Below are 14017 nucleotides of genomic sequence, written 5' to 3' on the forward strand. Positions count from 1 at the left end.
CCTACTCGTCGTTGGGCTTGGCAGGCGGCGGTGCCGGCTGCTGCGGATACGGCTGGTAGCCCTGCGACGGGCCGGGTTGTCCCCAGCCCGGCTGCGGGTACCACTGGCCCTGCTGGCCGTGGTGGCCCTGGCCATGCTGCGGCGGCCAGCCCGGGGCCTGCCAGCCCGCGGGTGCGCCGTAGTTCGGCTGGGTCTGGCCGTGCTGGGGCTGGCCGTTCGGCGCGGCGTGCGCGCCGTTGGTGCCGTTCACGCCGGATCCGGCGGCGGCCTGGCTGGCCGCGGCGATGGCCGCCTTGAATGCCGGCTCCTTGACGGGCGGGGGCCACGGCTCGCCGCGCTCGATGGCCAGCTCGCCCGGCGTCTTGATGGGCGGCTTCTCCGACGGGATCCGGCCACCGAAGTCGTCGAACATCGTCAGGCGGGGCCGCTTCTCGACGTCGACCAGGATGCGCTCCAGGTCGGGGCGGTGCAGCGTCTCCTTCTCGAGCAGCTCGCCGGCCAGCGTGTCCAGCTGGTCGCGGTACTGCGTCAGCACGTCCCAGGCTTCGGTGTGGGCGGCCTCGATGAGCTTGCGGACCTCGTCATCGATGAGCTGCGCGACCTCGTGGCTGTAGTCGGCCTGCGTGCCCATGGTGCGGCCCAGGAAGGGGTCACCGTGTTCGGTGCCGTACCGGACCGCGCCCAACCTCGCGCTCATGCCGAATTCCGTGACCATGGCGCGGGCGATCTTGGTGGCGTTCTCGATGTCGGACACCGCGCCGGTGGTGGGCTCGCGGAAGATCAGCTCCTCGGCGGCGCGGCCGCCAATCGCCATGACCAAGCGCGCGATGAGTTCGGAGCGGGTCTGCATACCCTTGTCGTCCTCGGGGACGGCGACGGCGTGCCCGCCGGTGCGGCCGCGGGCCAGGATCGTCACCTTGTACACCGGGTCCAGGTGCGGCATGGCCCAGCCGGCCAGCGTGTGCCCGGCCTCGTGGTAAGCGGTGATCTTCTTTTCCAGCTCACTGATGATGCGGCCCTTGCGGCGCGGACCACCGACGACGCGGTCGACGGCTTCCTCCAGCGCCGGACCGGTGATCACGGTGGCGTTCTCGCGGGCGGTCAGCAGCGCGGCCTCGTTGATGACGTTGGCCAGGTCGGCGCCGGACATGCCGACGGTCCGCTTGGCCAGGCCGTCGAGGTCGGCGTCGGGGGCGATGGGCTTGCCGGCCGAGTGCACCCGCAGCACGGCCTTGCGGCCGGCCAGGTCGGGCGCCGAGACCGGGATCTGCCGGTCGAAGCGGCCGGGACGCAGCAGCGCCGGGTCCAGGATGTCGGGCCGGTTGGTGGCGGCGATCAGGATGACGCCCTGGCGGTCGCCGAAGCCGTCCATCTCGACCAGCAGCTGGTTCAGCGTCTGCTCGCGCTCGTCGTGGCCACCGCCCAGGCCGGCGCCGCGCTGGCGGCCGACAGCGTCGATCTCGTCGACGAAGATGATGCACGGGCTGTTCTGCTTGGCCTGCTCGAACAGGTCGCGGACGCGGGAGGCACCGACACCGACGAACATCTCGACGAAGTCCGAGCCAGAAATCGTGAAGAACGGAACCCCGGCCTCACCGGCGACGGCGCGCGCCAGCAGCGTCTTACCCGTTCCGGGCGGGCCGTAGAGCAGCACGCCCTTGGGGATCTTGGCGCCGAGGGCCTGGTAACGGCTCGGGTTCTGCAGGAAGTCCTTGATCTCGTAGAGCTCTTCGACGGCCTCGTCGACACCGGCGACGTCGGCGAACGTCGTCTTCGGCATGTCCTTGCCGAGCATCTTGGCGCGCGACTTGCCGAAGCCGAAGCCCATGCGGCCGCCGCCCTGCATGCGGGAGAACATGAAGAACAGGCCGACGAGCAGCAGCAGCGGCAGCAGGTAGATCAGCAGCGAGCTGAGGATGCTGCCCTGGTTCACGACGGTCTTGGTCTTGACGTTCTTCGCGTTGAGCGCATCGAACAGCGGCACCGCGTAGCCCGTCGGGAACGACGTGATGATCTTGTTGCTGTTGTCGGTGTCGGCGCTGACGCTCTTCAGGTCCAGCCGGACCTGCTGTTCGCGATCGTCGATCTGGGCGCCGGTGACGTTCCCGGCGTTGATCTGAGCGACCGCCACAGACGTGTCGACCTGGTGATAACCACGCGTGTCATCACTGAAATAGAAGAAAGACCAACCCAGCAGCAACACGACCGCGACGACGGTCAGGGTGCGGATGACGTTTTTTCGCTTCATCGACATATTTCGGCCGGCGAATACTCGTCGGCCAGGTCCTTCCGATACACAGATGCGGGATAGTTCACAGGTTACCGCTATGCAAACGATCGGCAGTTCCCGGAGGGAAACCTGTGCTTTGGTGAAACGGTGATGACGTCCACCAAACGGTCAGTCGAGACCAATGGCGTGCAGTTGCAGGTCACGGAGGCGGGTGACCGTGGCGCTCCCGTCGTGGTGCTGGCGCACGGGTTCCCGGAACTCGCACACTCCTGGCGGCATCAGATTCCCGCGCTCGCCGCGGCCGGCTACCACGTGCTCGCACCCGACCAACGCGGCTACGGCGGCTCATCACGCCCGCCGGCCATCGAGGACTATGACATCGTCCACCTCACCGGGGACCTGGCCGGCCTGCTCGACGACGTCGGCGCCGAGCGCGCGGTGGTCGTCGGGCACGACTGGGGCTCCCCGGTGGTGTGCAACTTCGCGCTGTTGCACCCGGACCGGGTGACGGCCGTCGCGACGCTGAGTGTGCCGCCGGTGCCGCGGGCGTCGGCGCCGCCGACCGAAATCTGGCGCCGGCGGGTCGGCGACAACTACTTCTACATGCTGTATTTCCAGGAACCCGGCGTGGCCGACGCGGCCCTGGGCCGCGATCCGTACAGCTCGATGCGCCGGATGGTCGCCGAGGAGGGCTTCGCGGCACCACCAGACACGCTCGTCGACCACCCGCTGCCGCCGCTGCCCGACTGGCTCACCGAAGACGAATTCGAGCCGTATGTCACGGCTTTCACCGAGAGCGGCTTCACCGGACCACTGAACTGGTACCGCAACTTCGACCGCAACTGGGAGCTGACGGAGACCACCCCCGCACCGACCATCACGGTGCCGACGCTGTTCGTGGCCGGCAGCGCCGACCCCGTACTGACCTTCACGCCACGCGACCGCGTGCGGGACGTCGTCGCCGGCGACTACCGCGAGGTCATGATCGACGGCGCCGGGCACTGGCTGCAGCAGGAACGTCCCGACGAGGTCAATGCCGTACTCATCGAGTTCATCGAAGGACTGAAATGACGCTTCGCCCACTGGATTTCGGGGCTTTCATCACACCGTTCCACCCGGTCGGCCAATCTCCCACCACGGCACTGGAATACGACCTGGAGCGCACCGTCCGCCTGGACCGGCTGGGCTACGACGAGGTCTGGTACGGCGAACACCATTCCGGCGGTTACGAATTGATCGCCTGCCCCGAGGTTTTCATCGCCACGGCAGCCGAACGCACCAAGAACATCCGGTTCGGCACCGGCGTGGTGTCGCTGCCGTACCACCATCCGCTGATGGTCGCCGACCGCTGGGTGCTGCTCGACCATCTGACCCGCGGCCGGGTGATGTTCGGGACCGGTCCGGGCGCGCTGCCGTCGGACGCCTACATGATGGGCATCGACCCGGTGAACCAGCGGCCGATGATGCAACAGTCACTCGAAGCCATCCTGGCCCTGTTCCGCGCCGCACCCGATGAGCGCATCTCCCGCGAGACCGACTGGTTCACGCTGCGCGACGCGGCGCTGCACATCCGGCCGTACACCTGGCCGTATCCCGAGATATCCACGGCGGCAATGGTTTCCCCCTCCGGTCCACGGCTGGCCGGGCAGCTGGGCACGTCGCTGCTGTCGCTGTCGATGTCGGTGCCGGGCGGCTACGCCGCCCTCGAGACGACGTGGGACCTGGTGCGTGACCAGGCCAAGAAGGCCGGCCGGCCCGAGCCGGACCGGCGGAGCTGGCGGGTGCTGGGCGTCGTGCACCTGGCCGACACCCGGGAGCAGGCCATCGAGGACTGCACCTACGGCCTGGAGGACTTCTCGAATTACTTCGGCGCGGCCGGCTTCGTCCCGCTGGGCAGCCAGACCGGTCCGGCGCCGACGTCCCGGCAGTTCGTCGAAGACTATGCGGCCAAAGGCAATTGCTGTATCGGCACGCCCGCCGACTGCATCGGCTATATCCAGGACATGCTGGACCGTTCCGGCGGCTTCGGCACGTTCCTGATGCTGGGCCACGACTGGGCGCCGCCGGCGGCCACCATGCACTCGTACGAACTGTTCGCCCGTGAGGTGATCCCGCATTTCAAGGGTCAGCTCACCGCGCCGCACGCCTCGCACGAATGGGCAAAAGGCCTGCGCGACCAGCTGTTCGGCCGGGTCGGCGAAGCCGTCGGCAACGCGATCGCCGAGCACACCAAAGACGCGTCGGTACGCTGAAAACCATGCCATTTGCGACCCGACGTACTGCCGCCCTGACCCTTGCCGGAATAGCGATCGCCACGGCTGTCGGCGTCGCCGGTTGTGGTTCCGACGACGCCAAGCCGGAGAGCCGCCAGGTCACCGTCGTCGGCAACGGCAAGGTCCAGGGCACGCCGGACACCCTGAACGTCACCGCGTCCATCGAGGCGACCGCGCCCGACGTCACCGCCGCCATGAACCAGACCAGCAGCCGCCAGCAGGCGGTGATCGATGCACTGACCGGGGCCGGTATCGACAAGAAGGACATCGCCACCAAGCAGGTCGAGCTGCAGCCCGACTACCGCGACTCCGTCATCACCGGATACCGGGCCAGCAACACCATCGACATCAAGGTCCGCAAGCTCGATACCGCGTCGCAGGTGCTGGCGAAGATCGTCACCGCGGGCGGCAATGCCACGCGGATCAGCAACGTCGCCTACTCGATCGACGACGACTCGCAGCTGGTGAAAGATGCCCGCACGCATGCCTTCAACGACGCCAAGGACCGCGCCCAGCAGTACGCGCAGCTGTCCGGGCTGAGCCTGGGCAAGGTCGTCTCGATCTCCGAGGCCACCGGCGGCACCACCCCGACGCCCATGCCGGTGCCGCGGATGGCCATGGCCGAATCCGTGCCGCTGTCCCCCGGCCAGCAGACCGTCAGCTTCTCGGTGACGGTGATCTGGGAGCTGGGTTAACCCGCCGCCGAGATTTCCACCGGAATCCCGTTGAGCACCGCGGTACCCGACAGCCGGTCCAGGTGGGTGCCGTCGTTGAGCTGGTTGACGTTGACGCCGGGATGGCTGCTCGCGAGCTGCTGACCGGTGCCACCGCGGTTGTGGCCCCAGCCGTGCGGCAATGACACCACGCCGCGCCGCATCACGTCGGTCACCTCGATCGGCGCGAGCAGTTCGCCGCCCGGGCCCTTGATGATGGCGATGTCGGTGAGACCGAGATCGGCGGCGTCGTCGGGGTGAATCTGCAGGGTGCAGCGGTTGGAACCACCCGAGAGCGCGGGCAGGTTGTGCATCCAGCTGTTGTTGGAGCGCAGGTGGCGGCGGCCGATCAGCAGGAAACCGCCCGCCGAGCGGCTCAGCGCCTCGTGTAGCCGCACCACGTCCGCCACGATCGGTTCCGGCGCGAGTTCGATTCTGCCGCTGGGGGTTCGGAGCACCTCGGGGATTCTCGGCTGCATTGCGCCCAGATCGATACCGTGCGGATTGGCCTTGAGCTTCTCGAGTGTGAGGCCGTCGGGCTTGGCGCCGAATGCGTCACCGTAGGGCCCGAGCCGCAGCATCATGTCGAGGCGGCGCTCGTAGCCGGGGGCCGCGGGGAGCCTGGCGGTCAGTTCGTCGACGTCGCGTCCGGCGACCGGCGAATCGGGGTCTTGCGTCTCCTTGGCCAAGGTCATCGCGATCACCTGCGCATCGACCAGTGCGGGATCCGCTTGTGCCCCAAGGCCGGACAGGACCAACGCGATACGCGACAGAATCTCGGCCTCGCCGGGCCGGTCGTCCAGCGGCAGCACCGGCGGCGAGTAGCGCACGTTGTTGCGCACCGCGAGGTTGTTCAGCAGGACGTCGAAATGGGGACTCTGCGAGGGCGGGGGCGGGGGCAGGATGACGTCGGCATGCCGCGTGGTCTCGTTGAGATAGGGGTCGACGGACAGCATGAATTCGACACTGTCCAAGGCCTTGTCGAGCCGGTCGCCGTCCGGCGCGGACAGCACGGGATTCCCGGCGATGGTGATCATCGCCTTGATCTGCCCGTCGCCCGCGGTATCGATCTCCTCGGCGAGCGCGGTGGCCGGCAACTCGGACATCACCTCGGGGTACCCGGACACCCGGCTGGCCCACCGGCCCGTCCGGAACCCGCGGCCGGGCTTCGGTGGCCGCGGCGCCGGGACCGCCGCACCCAGCGGGAACATCACCCCGCCGGGCCGGTCCAGGTTGCCGGTGAGGATGTTGATGACGTCGACGAGCCAGCTGCCGATCGTGCCGAATTCGACTGTGGAGGTGCCGATCCGGCCGTACACCGCCGCCGTCGGCGCCGCCGCGAGTTCGCGGGCCAATTCGCGGATCTCGTCGGCACCGACCCCGCAGGCCTGTTCGACCGCTTCGGGCGCGAAGTCGGCGGCCAGCGCCCGGACCTGCTCGACGCCGATGACGTACTCGGCGTTCGCACCGAGATCGACGAGGCCCTCGTCGAACAGCACGTGCACGACGGCCAGCAGCAGCGCGGCGTCGGTCCCGGGGCGCGGCGCCAGGTGCCGGTCGGCGAGCTTGGCGGTCTGGGTACGCGCCGGGTCGATCACGACGAGCTTGCCGCCGCGCTTCTTCAGCGCCCGCAGCTTGCCGGGGAAGTCGGCGGCCGTCGTCACGCTGCCGTTGGACACCAGCGGATTCGCGCCGATGATCACCAGGTGGTCGGTGCGGTCGAGGTCCGGCACCGTGAACGCGCCCGGGCTGCCGAACATCAGGCCCAGCGCAACGTGTTTGGGCATCTGGTCGAGGGTGCTGGCGCTGAACACCTGGCGGGTGCCCAGGGCTTTGAGGATCAGCGGGGCATACAGCGCGCCCGCGATCGTGTGCGCGTTCGGGTTGCCCAGGTACACCCCGACCGACGCGCCACCGTGCGCGGCGATGACGGCGCCGAGCCGTTCGGCGACGACGGCGTAGGCCTCGTCCCAGGTGGCCTCGGTCAGCACGCCGTCACGGCGGACGAGCGGGCGGGTCAGCCGGTCGGGATCGTTGTCGAGCTCACCGAAGCTCGCGCCCTTGGGGCAGATGAAGCCCGCGCTGAAGACGTCGTCGTGGTCACCACGCGCGGCCGTGACACGGCCGTCGTCGATGGTGAGGGTCAGGCCGCAGGTGGCTTCACAGAAGGGGCAGATCCGGAGCGCGGTAGGCATGCCTGCGATTCTGCGCCCACTAGCGCTGTTCGTACACCTTCGGATCGAGCGTGCCGATGTACGGCAGGTCGCGGTAGCGCTCGTCGTAGTCCAGGCCGTAGCCGACGACGAACTCGTCCGGGATGTCGAACCCGATGTGCGCGACGTCGATGTCGGCGCGCATGGCGTCGGGCTTGCGCAGCAGCGTGCACACGCGCAGCGTGCGCGGGCCGCGGGTCGCCAGGTTGCGCAGCAGCCACGACAGCGTCAGGCCGGAGTCGATGATGTCTTCGACGATCAGCACGTCGCGGCCGCTGATGTCGCGGTCGAGGTCCTTGAGGATGCGCACGACGCCCGACGACGAGGTCGACGACCCGTACGAGCTGACCGCCATGAACTCCAGCTGCGTCGGCAGCGGGATCGCGCGGGCCAGGTCGGTGACGAACATGACCGCGCCCTTGAGCACGGTGATCAGCAGGAGGTCCTGGTCGCCGGAGTCGGCGCGGTAGTCCTCGGCGATGAGCGCGGCCATCTCGGCGATGCGCGCCTGAACCTGCTCCTGAGACAGGAGAACCGACTTGATGTCACCCGGATACAGCTCCACGGCAACAGCGTGCCACGTTGCCTCGCCGAGTACCAAGACCGTCCCATTCGGCGGTCGCTCACACGGGCCGGGCGGCGACTGTGAGCAGTCCCGCGCGGCGGGTGACGATCAATCGCTGGTACCGCAGCGGCGAGCTCACGGCGGCGCCGCCCTGCCCGTGCCAGTCCGCCACGAGCGCGTCGACGGCGCGCAGCTGGACGTCCGTGAGCGTGGTGGCCCCGACGCTCAGCAGCCAGCCGCGGATCACCCGGCGCCGCAGCGCGGCGGGGAGGTCCTCGAGGCCGGCGACGGTGAGGCCCTCGCTTTCGCACAGGGCGGCCAGGTGCTCGGCGGCCAGGGCATCGAGGGCGTCGTTGTCCTCGCGCAGCGCCGCGGCCGTGCGGGCCAGCGCCGGCGCGACGCCACCGGCCAGCACATCCTCCAGCAGCGGCAGCACCTCGGTGCGCAGCCGGACCCGGGTGTAGCGCGGATCGGTGTTGTGCGGGTCCTGCCACGGCGTGAGTCCCAGCTCGGCGCAGACGGCTTCGGTGTCGGCGCGCCGCACCTCCAGCAGGGGCCGTCCCCACGGCGGGTCCCAAACCCGCATGCCGGCAATGGATCTCGGGCCCGAACCGCGGCCCAGGCCGAGCAACACCGTCTCGGCCTGGTCGTCGAGGGTGTGCGCGAGGAGCACCGGCGCCTCACCACGGGCGGCGTCCAGGGCGGCGTAGCGTGCGGTGCGGGCCGCGGCTTCCGGCCCGCCGTCGGTGCCGACGTCAACGGAGATCACTTGTGCGTCAACGCAACCCAGCTGCCGGGCCTGTGCCGCCGCAGTGGCGGCCACGTCGGCCGATCCGGTTTGCAGGCCGTGGTCGACGATCAACGCGACGGTCGGCTTGAGGGCGGCGGCGAGGGCGGTCAGTGCCAGCGAGTCGGCGCCACCGGAGAGCCCGACGCACCACCGGTCGGCCGGATGCCGACGCGCGAAGGCGGTGACGGCCGCGCGCAGCGGGGTCAGAGCACTCGATCGATCCATCGCCGCGGCTCGTCGATTTCGTTTGTCAGCGGCAGGGTTTCAGCGTCGGTCCAGACCGCGTTGAACCGCTTCATGCCGACGGTCGACACCACCTCGTCGACGAACTTCTTGCCGCGGGTGTACTGGGCGATCTTGGCGTCGACGCCGAGCAGGGCGCGGACGATCCGTTGCAGCGGAGACTGTTTGCGGTGCCGGCGCTCGTCGAACCGGCTACGGATGGTGGCGACCGACGGCACCACCGCCGGACCGACGGCGTCCATCACATGGTCGGCGTGCCCCTCCAGCAGTGTCCCCAGTACCAGCAGCTGATCCAGCGCGCGCTGCTGCTCGTCGGACTGCATGATGCGCATGATGCCAAGGATGCCTTGCGAATTCGCGTCGGCGTCGCCGTCACGCTGCGCCCGCACGTACTCGGCGAGCCGGCCGATGACGTCACCGGCATCCAGACCGGATTCGTCCGTCAGCACAGCGAGCGCCTGTGACATGTGTTCGGTGAGCCACGGGTTGGCGCGGAACTGCACGCGGTGGGTCACCTCGTGCAGGCACACCCAGAGCCGGAAGTCGGTGGGATCGACCTTCAATTGCCGTTCGGCGGCAAGCACATTCGGGGCGACGAGCAGCAGCTCTCCACCATTGGCGGCGAACGGGTCGTACTGCCCGAGGATGCCCGACGACACGAACGCCAGCACCGCGCCCGTCTGCGCGCCGGTGATACGTCCGCCCAGCTTCGCGGCCAGGCCTGTGGGGCTCGAGGTTTCGCCGCCCGTCATCACCCGCATGGACTCGGTCGCGGCGCGCACCCAATCCTGCCGATCGACGACGCGCGCTTCGGGCACTTCGGCGCCCTCGTTGAGCAGCGTCACCTCCCGCACCGGGAGCTCGGCCCGCCGCGCCGAATCGGCGAGCTGCGCGCGCACCTGGTTGCGGGTGTAGTCGGTGGTCTCCGGTTCCGGGCGGGTCAGCTTTGCCCCGACCGTGGCGGCGAAGCCCCAGTCGACGGCGCGGCCGACGGTCGGCGTCCGGCTCACGTGCCGCACCCGCAGGACCGGAACGCCGCGGCGAGGGCGTCCAGCGCGGTGCGTCCCTCCGGACCGGCGTTGTTCGAGATGAGCGCGAAGGTCAGGACCCGTCCGCTCTGGTCGGTGACGATGCCCGCCAGGGCGTTGGTACCGGTCAGCGAACCGGTCTTGGCGCGCAGGTATCCGGCCGACGAGGTGTCCGCGTAGCGGTTCCACAACGTGCCGCTGCCGCCGGCGATCGGCAGGACGTCGAGCAGCGGACGCAGGCGGGGCTCGCTGGTGCCCGCGGCGGCGTTGACGACGTCGTCCAGGACCGTCGCGGTGAGGCGATCGTTGACCGACAGACCGCTGGCGTCGAACAGCGTCGCGCCCGAGGTGGTCAGTCCCGCCTTCGCCAGCTGCCCGAGAACGGCGCGGACTCCGCCGTCGAAACTCTGCGGCTGGTTCACCGCGGCGGCGACCTCCCGGCCGATCGACTCGGCCATCACGTTGTCGGAGGCGCCCATCATCTCGCGTAGGCGCTCGATCAGCGGCGGGGACTGCACCGCGGCGAGCTGCTGACCGCCGGCGGGTGTGGTGCGGAGCGTCACGTTGGCCGGGTCGACCCGCAGGGCCGCCGCCAGTGCGCGGCCGGCATCGAGGGCCGGTGTCGTCGAGCGCTTGGACTCGACCGTGGTGGGCTGGACGCGACCGGCGTCGACCATGACCGATTGGATCGGGGCCCAGTCGCCGCCCTCGATGTCGGCGACGTCCCAGCCGGGCGCCATGCTCGGGCCGGAGTAGAGGCTGGTGTCGACCTGAATGGCGCGAGGTGTGACGCCGGCCTTCCGGATCTGGTCGGCCAGGTCGGAAATCCGGGCCGCATCGCCGTACCAGGTGTCGGTGCCCGGCGGCGCCGCCGACAGTGTCGGGTCGCCGCCGCCCTTGAGCACCACGACGCCCGGGCTGTCGCCGGACACGACCGTGGTGGTCAGCCGGGCGTTACGGTCGAGGGTCAGCAGGGCCGCGGCCGCCGTGAGGGTCTTGTTGGTGGATGCCGGCTGCAGCGGGATGTTCGCGCCCTGCGCCCACAGCTCTGTCCCGGTGATGGCATCGGTGATCCGGCCACCGAGCATGCCGAGATTCGGGTTGGCGGCCAGCGGCGCCAGCACGGCGGCGAGCTGCGCGGGCACCACCTGCGGGGCGGCGTCGGAGACCGGTTGCACCGCAGGTCGGGGCGAGACGAGCGCGGGTTGCGGCTTGGCCGTCGCCCCTGCCGCCGGGACGGCGTCGTGCCGCGTCATCACTGCGGCGGCCGCCACCAGCGCGGCAACCAGCACGAGAACTGCCACACCGATCACCAAGTGGGTCGATCGGCGCCACCGGGTGGGCCGCATGTTGCTCCTGAACTCGTACGGGTCACTCAGCAGGGTATCGCTCGTCTAAGGTGTAGCCCGTTATCAGCACAGAGCTAAGGAGTCTCCCGGTGGAGCACGAAGTCGTCATCGAGATCCCCAAGGGTTCGCGGAACAAGTACGAAGTGGACCACGAAACCGGGCGAGTGAAGCTCGACCGCTACCTCTTCACCCCCATGGGTTACCCCACCGATTACGGGTTCTTCGAGAACACCCTCGGCGAGGACGGCGACCCGCTGGACGCTCTGGTGCTGCTGACCGAGTCGGTCTTCCCGGGCTGCATCGTCGACGCCCGCCCGGTCGCCATGTTCAAGATGACCGACGAGGCCGGCGGCGACGACAAGCTGCTGTGCGTGCCCGCCGGTGACCCGCGCTGGGACAACGTCCAGGACCTGAGCGACATCTCGGAGTTCGAGCTGGACGCCATCAAGCATTTCTTCGTCCACTACAAGGACCTGGAGCCGGGCAAGTTCGTCAAGGCCGCCGACTGGGTCGGCCGCAAAGAGGCCGAAGAAGAGCTGGCCCGCTCGATCGCCCGGTTCGAAGAGCAAGAGCACTAGTCTTTCGTCTTCACCGAGCCTGACCCGCCGTACCCTGGAAAGCAGCGGCGGGTCAGGAATCGGCGATGGATTGGTTCACAGCACCCGAATACTGGTTCAGCCGGCTGGTGCTGGAGCGTGGCATCGCCGGCGTCTATCTGATTGCTTTCCTCTGCGCCGCAAGGCAATTCCGCGCTCTACTCGGCGCACAGGGCATGTTGCCCATTCCGCGATATCTGTCGGCGGTGTCGTTCCGGCAGGCGCCCAGCATCTTTCACTGGCATTACTCCGACAGGTTCTTCGCAACCGTCGCCTGGTCGGGTGCCGCACTCAGTACCGCGCTGGTCGCGGGCGCCGGCGACGTCGTGCCGCTGTGGGCGGCGATGTTCCTGTGGCTGCTGCTGTGGGTGCTGTATCTGTCGATCGTCAACGTCGGGCAGCGGTGGTACGCCTTCGGCTGGGAGTCGCTGCTCCTGGAGGCCGGCTTCCTCGCGGTGTTCCTCGGCAACGACTCCGTGGCGCCACCGGTCCTGGTGATCTGGCTGGCGCGGTGGCTCGTCTTCCGCACCGAGTTCGGTGCCGGGCTGATCAAGCTGCGCGGTGACCGGTGCTGGCGCGATCTGACGTGCCTCTACTACCACCACGAGACCCAGCCGATGCCGGGCCCGCTGAGCTGGTTCTTCCATCACCTGCCCAAGCCCTTGCACCGGGTCGAGGTTGCGGTCAACCACGTCACGCAACTGGTGGTTCCGTTCGGATTGTTCGCACCGCAGCCCGTCGCCACTGTCGCGGGCGCGATCGTGGTGGTCACGCAGCTCTGGCTGGTGATCTCCGGCAACTACGCGTGGCTGAACTGGTTGACGATGGTGTTGGCGTTCGGTGCGATCGCCGGGCCGGCGCCCGGCTCGACGCTGCCCGCCGCACCGCCCACGTGGTTCGTGGTGCTCGTCATCGGCTTCAGCGTCCTGGTCGTGGTGCTGAGCTACTGGCCGGTTCGCAATCTGCTGTCGCCGCGGCAGCGCATGAACGCATCGTTCGATCCACTGCATCTGGTGAACACCTACGGCGCCTTCGGCTCGATCGGCCGCATCCGGCGGGAGGTGGTGATCGAAGGCACCGCCGATCCCGACATCACCGACGAAACCGTCTGGCAGGAATACGAATTCAAGGGCAAGCCCGGCGCCGTGGGCCGACTGCCGCGGCAGTGGGCGCCTTACCATCTGCGGCTCGACTGGCTGATGTGGTTCGCCGCGATCTCGCCAACCTACGGCCGTCAGTGGTTCGTCGGCTTGCTGGAGCGATTGCTGCGCGGTGACGCGGCGACACTGAAACTGCTGCGGCACAACCCGTTTCCCGGTTCACCGCCCAAGTTCGTCCGCGCGCGGATCTTCCGCTACCGCTACGCCACTCCCCACGAACTGAGGCACGAACGCGTGTGGTGGCACCGGACGCCGGAAGGCGAGTACTTCCCGCCGGTCACGTTGCCCGACTAGCGGGCCGCTTCGATGCGGCCGGCCAGCATCGCGGTCCAGTCCGCGATGTACTCGTTATCGGGGATGTCCACCTCCGGGGCGTGAAAGACGACGCGCGTCGCCTGCTTGCCCAGCAGCGCGTTGACCCCGACCACGGCGATCCGCCGGGCCTCGGCCGGATCGAGGCCGGGCGCGCAACCCCCGATCCAGTCGGCCAGCTCGCTGTAGAGGCCGTCTACGAGAGCGGCATAGGCGGCGTTGACGCGGTCCGACTGGTCCGCCGGCGTGCGGGCCGCCACCTGCAGGAACTGGCTTTCCTGGTTCAGGACACTCAGCACGTACCGGCCGAGCAGCGTGAGCTCGGTCCGGAGCTCCCCCTCCCCGGCGAACAGCGCGCTGATGTCGTGCATCGCGCGGCGCCGGTCGAGTTGCCGGTCGATCCCCGCCGCGAGCACGGCCTCTTTGGTCTTGAAGTGGTTGTAGAGGGCGCCGCAACCGGGCACCAGGCCGGCCGCTTTCTCGATCTGCGTGATGCTGGTGGCTTTGTAGCCCTGCTCACCGAACAGCCGCATGGCCTCGGTGAC

At 69.0% G+C, this 14017-nt stretch carries 12 protein-coding genes; 5 read left to right on the forward strand and 7 right to left on the reverse strand.

Going from position 1 to position 14017, the window contains the following annotated elements; translation table 11 throughout:
• Window position 1 precedes the first annotated feature (1 nt).
• Entirely contained in the window at window positions 2–2248 is a 2247-nt protein-coding gene (ftsH, locus tag BR47_RS29900) for an ATP-dependent zinc metalloprotease FtsH (protein ID WP_051634676.1), read from the reverse strand.
• Between the two features lie 132 nt (window positions 2249–2380).
• On the opposite strand from ftsH, the gene BR47_RS0106495 reads away from it, so the two are divergent.
• The 3 genes from BR47_RS0106495 to BR47_RS0106505 are packed head-to-tail and all read left to right on the forward strand — an operon-like array spanning window position 2381 to window position 5198.
• Complete coding sequence (locus BR47_RS0106495; protein ID WP_286154335.1) at window positions 2381–3301, forward strand: alpha/beta fold hydrolase; 921 nt, start codon at window positions 2381–2383, stop codon at window positions 3299–3301.
• Window positions 3298–4482, forward strand: coding sequence for an LLM class flavin-dependent oxidoreductase (locus tag BR47_RS0106500; protein ID WP_029118962.1), 1185 nt, complete (start codon window positions 3298–3300; stop codon window positions 4480–4482). Before BR47_RS0106495 ends, BR47_RS0106500 begins: the two co-directional genes overlap by 4 nt.
• Before the next feature lie 5 nt (window positions 4483–4487).
• Window positions 4488–5198 carry an SIMPL domain-containing protein gene (locus BR47_RS0106505; protein WP_020100930.1) on the forward strand — a complete coding sequence of 237 codons (711 nt, stop codon included), beginning with the start codon at window positions 4488–4490 and terminating at the stop codon, window positions 5196–5198.
• On the opposite strand, the gene BR47_RS0106510 is transcribed toward BR47_RS0106505, so the two are convergent.
• Genes BR47_RS0106510 through dacB form a run of 5 tightly spaced genes read right to left on the reverse strand, consistent with a single transcriptional unit; the run spans window position 5195 to window position 11404 of the window.
• The gene (locus tag BR47_RS0106510) at window positions 5195–7411 is read right to left on the reverse strand and encodes a molybdopterin-dependent oxidoreductase (RefSeq protein ID WP_029118963.1); all 2217 of its coding nucleotides are present in this window, start codon (window positions 7409–7411) and stop codon (window positions 5195–5197) included. The genes BR47_RS0106505 and BR47_RS0106510 overlap by 4 nt on opposite strands.
• Window positions 7412–7430: 19 nt before the next feature.
• Window positions 7431–8030 (reverse strand): hypoxanthine phosphoribosyltransferase, encoded by a 600-nt coding sequence (gene hpt, locus BR47_RS0106515; protein WP_036420423.1) that lies wholly within the window; start codon window positions 8028–8030, stop codon window positions 7431–7433.
• 22 nt (window positions 8031–8052) lie between these two features.
• Window positions 8053–9009 carry a tRNA lysidine(34) synthetase TilS gene (gene tilS, locus BR47_RS0106520; RefSeq protein WP_029118964.1) on the reverse strand — a complete coding sequence of 319 codons (957 nt, stop codon included), beginning with the start codon at window positions 9007–9009 and terminating at the stop codon, window positions 8053–8055.
• Window positions 8988–10037 carry an Rv3626c family coenzyme F420 biosynthesis-associated protein gene (locus BR47_RS0106525; RefSeq protein WP_029118965.1) on the reverse strand — a complete coding sequence of 350 codons (1050 nt, stop codon included), beginning with the start codon at window positions 10035–10037 and terminating at the stop codon, window positions 8988–8990. Before BR47_RS0106525 ends, tilS begins: the two co-directional genes overlap by 22 nt.
• Window positions 10034–11404 (reverse strand): D-alanyl-D-alanine carboxypeptidase/D-alanyl-D-alanine endopeptidase, encoded by a 1371-nt coding sequence (dacB, locus tag BR47_RS0106530; RefSeq protein WP_029118966.1) that lies wholly within the window; start codon window positions 11402–11404, stop codon window positions 10034–10036. The genes BR47_RS0106525 and dacB overlap by 4 nt, the downstream gene beginning before the upstream one ends.
• 89 nt (window positions 11405–11493) lie before the next feature.
• Between dacB and BR47_RS0106535 the strand changes: the two genes are divergently transcribed.
• Complete coding sequence (locus BR47_RS0106535; protein ID WP_029118967.1) at window positions 11494–11982, forward strand: inorganic diphosphatase; 489 nt, start codon at window positions 11494–11496, stop codon at window positions 11980–11982.
• Window positions 11983–12047: 65 nt separating this feature from the next.
• A complete protein-coding gene (locus BR47_RS0106540; protein ID WP_029118968.1) occupies window positions 12048–13454 on the forward strand; it encodes a lipase maturation factor family protein in 1407 nt (468 codons plus the stop codon).
• Here BR47_RS0106540 and BR47_RS0106545 read toward each other — a convergent pair.
• Window positions 13451–14005: a TetR/AcrR family transcriptional regulator gene (locus tag BR47_RS0106545; protein WP_051634677.1), complete on the reverse strand. Its 555-nt coding sequence runs from the start codon at window positions 14003–14005 to the stop codon at window positions 13451–13453. The genes BR47_RS0106540 and BR47_RS0106545 overlap by 4 nt on opposite strands.
• Window positions 14006–14017: the final 12 nt, after the last annotated feature.

The sequence above is a fragment of the Mycobacterium sp. UNC410CL29Cvi84 genome (assembly GCF_000686745.1).
Taxonomy (GTDB): Bacteria; Actinomycetota; Actinomycetes; order Mycobacteriales; family Mycobacteriaceae; genus Mycobacterium; species Mycobacterium mucogenicum_B.

Excerpts from the sequence above, each read along its gene's own strand:
- ftsH (WP_051634676.1), bottom strand. The coding sequence starts at position 2,248 with ATGAAGCGAAAAAACGTCATCCGCACCCTGACCGTCGTCGCGGTCGTG.
- BR47_RS0106495 (WP_286154335.1), top strand. The coding sequence starts at position 2,381 with ATGACGTCCACCAAACGGTCAGTCGAGACCAATGGCGTGCAGTTGCAG.
- BR47_RS0106500 (WP_029118962.1), top strand. The coding sequence starts at position 3,298 with ATGACGCTTCGCCCACTGGATTTCGGGGCTTTCATCACACCGTTCCAC.
- BR47_RS0106505 (WP_020100930.1), top strand. The coding sequence starts at position 4,488 with ATGCCATTTGCGACCCGACGTACTGCCGCCCTGACCCTTGCCGGAATA.
- BR47_RS0106510 (WP_029118963.1), bottom strand. The coding sequence starts at position 7,411 with ATGCCTACCGCGCTCCGGATCTGCCCCTTCTGTGAAGCCACCTGCGGC.
- tilS (WP_029118964.1), bottom strand. The coding sequence starts at position 9,009 with ATGGATCGATCGAGTGCTCTGACCCCGCTGCGCGCGGCCGTCACCGCC.
- dacB (WP_029118966.1), bottom strand. The coding sequence starts at position 11,404 with ATGCGGCCCACCCGGTGGCGCCGATCGACCCACTTGGTGATCGGTGTG.
- BR47_RS0106540 (WP_029118968.1), top strand. The coding sequence starts at position 12,048 with ATGGATTGGTTCACAGCACCCGAATACTGGTTCAGCCGGCTGGTGCTG.
- BR47_RS0106545 (WP_051634677.1), bottom strand. The coding sequence starts at position 14,005 with ATGCGGCTGTTCGGTGAGCAGGGCTACAAAGCCACCAGCATCACGCAG.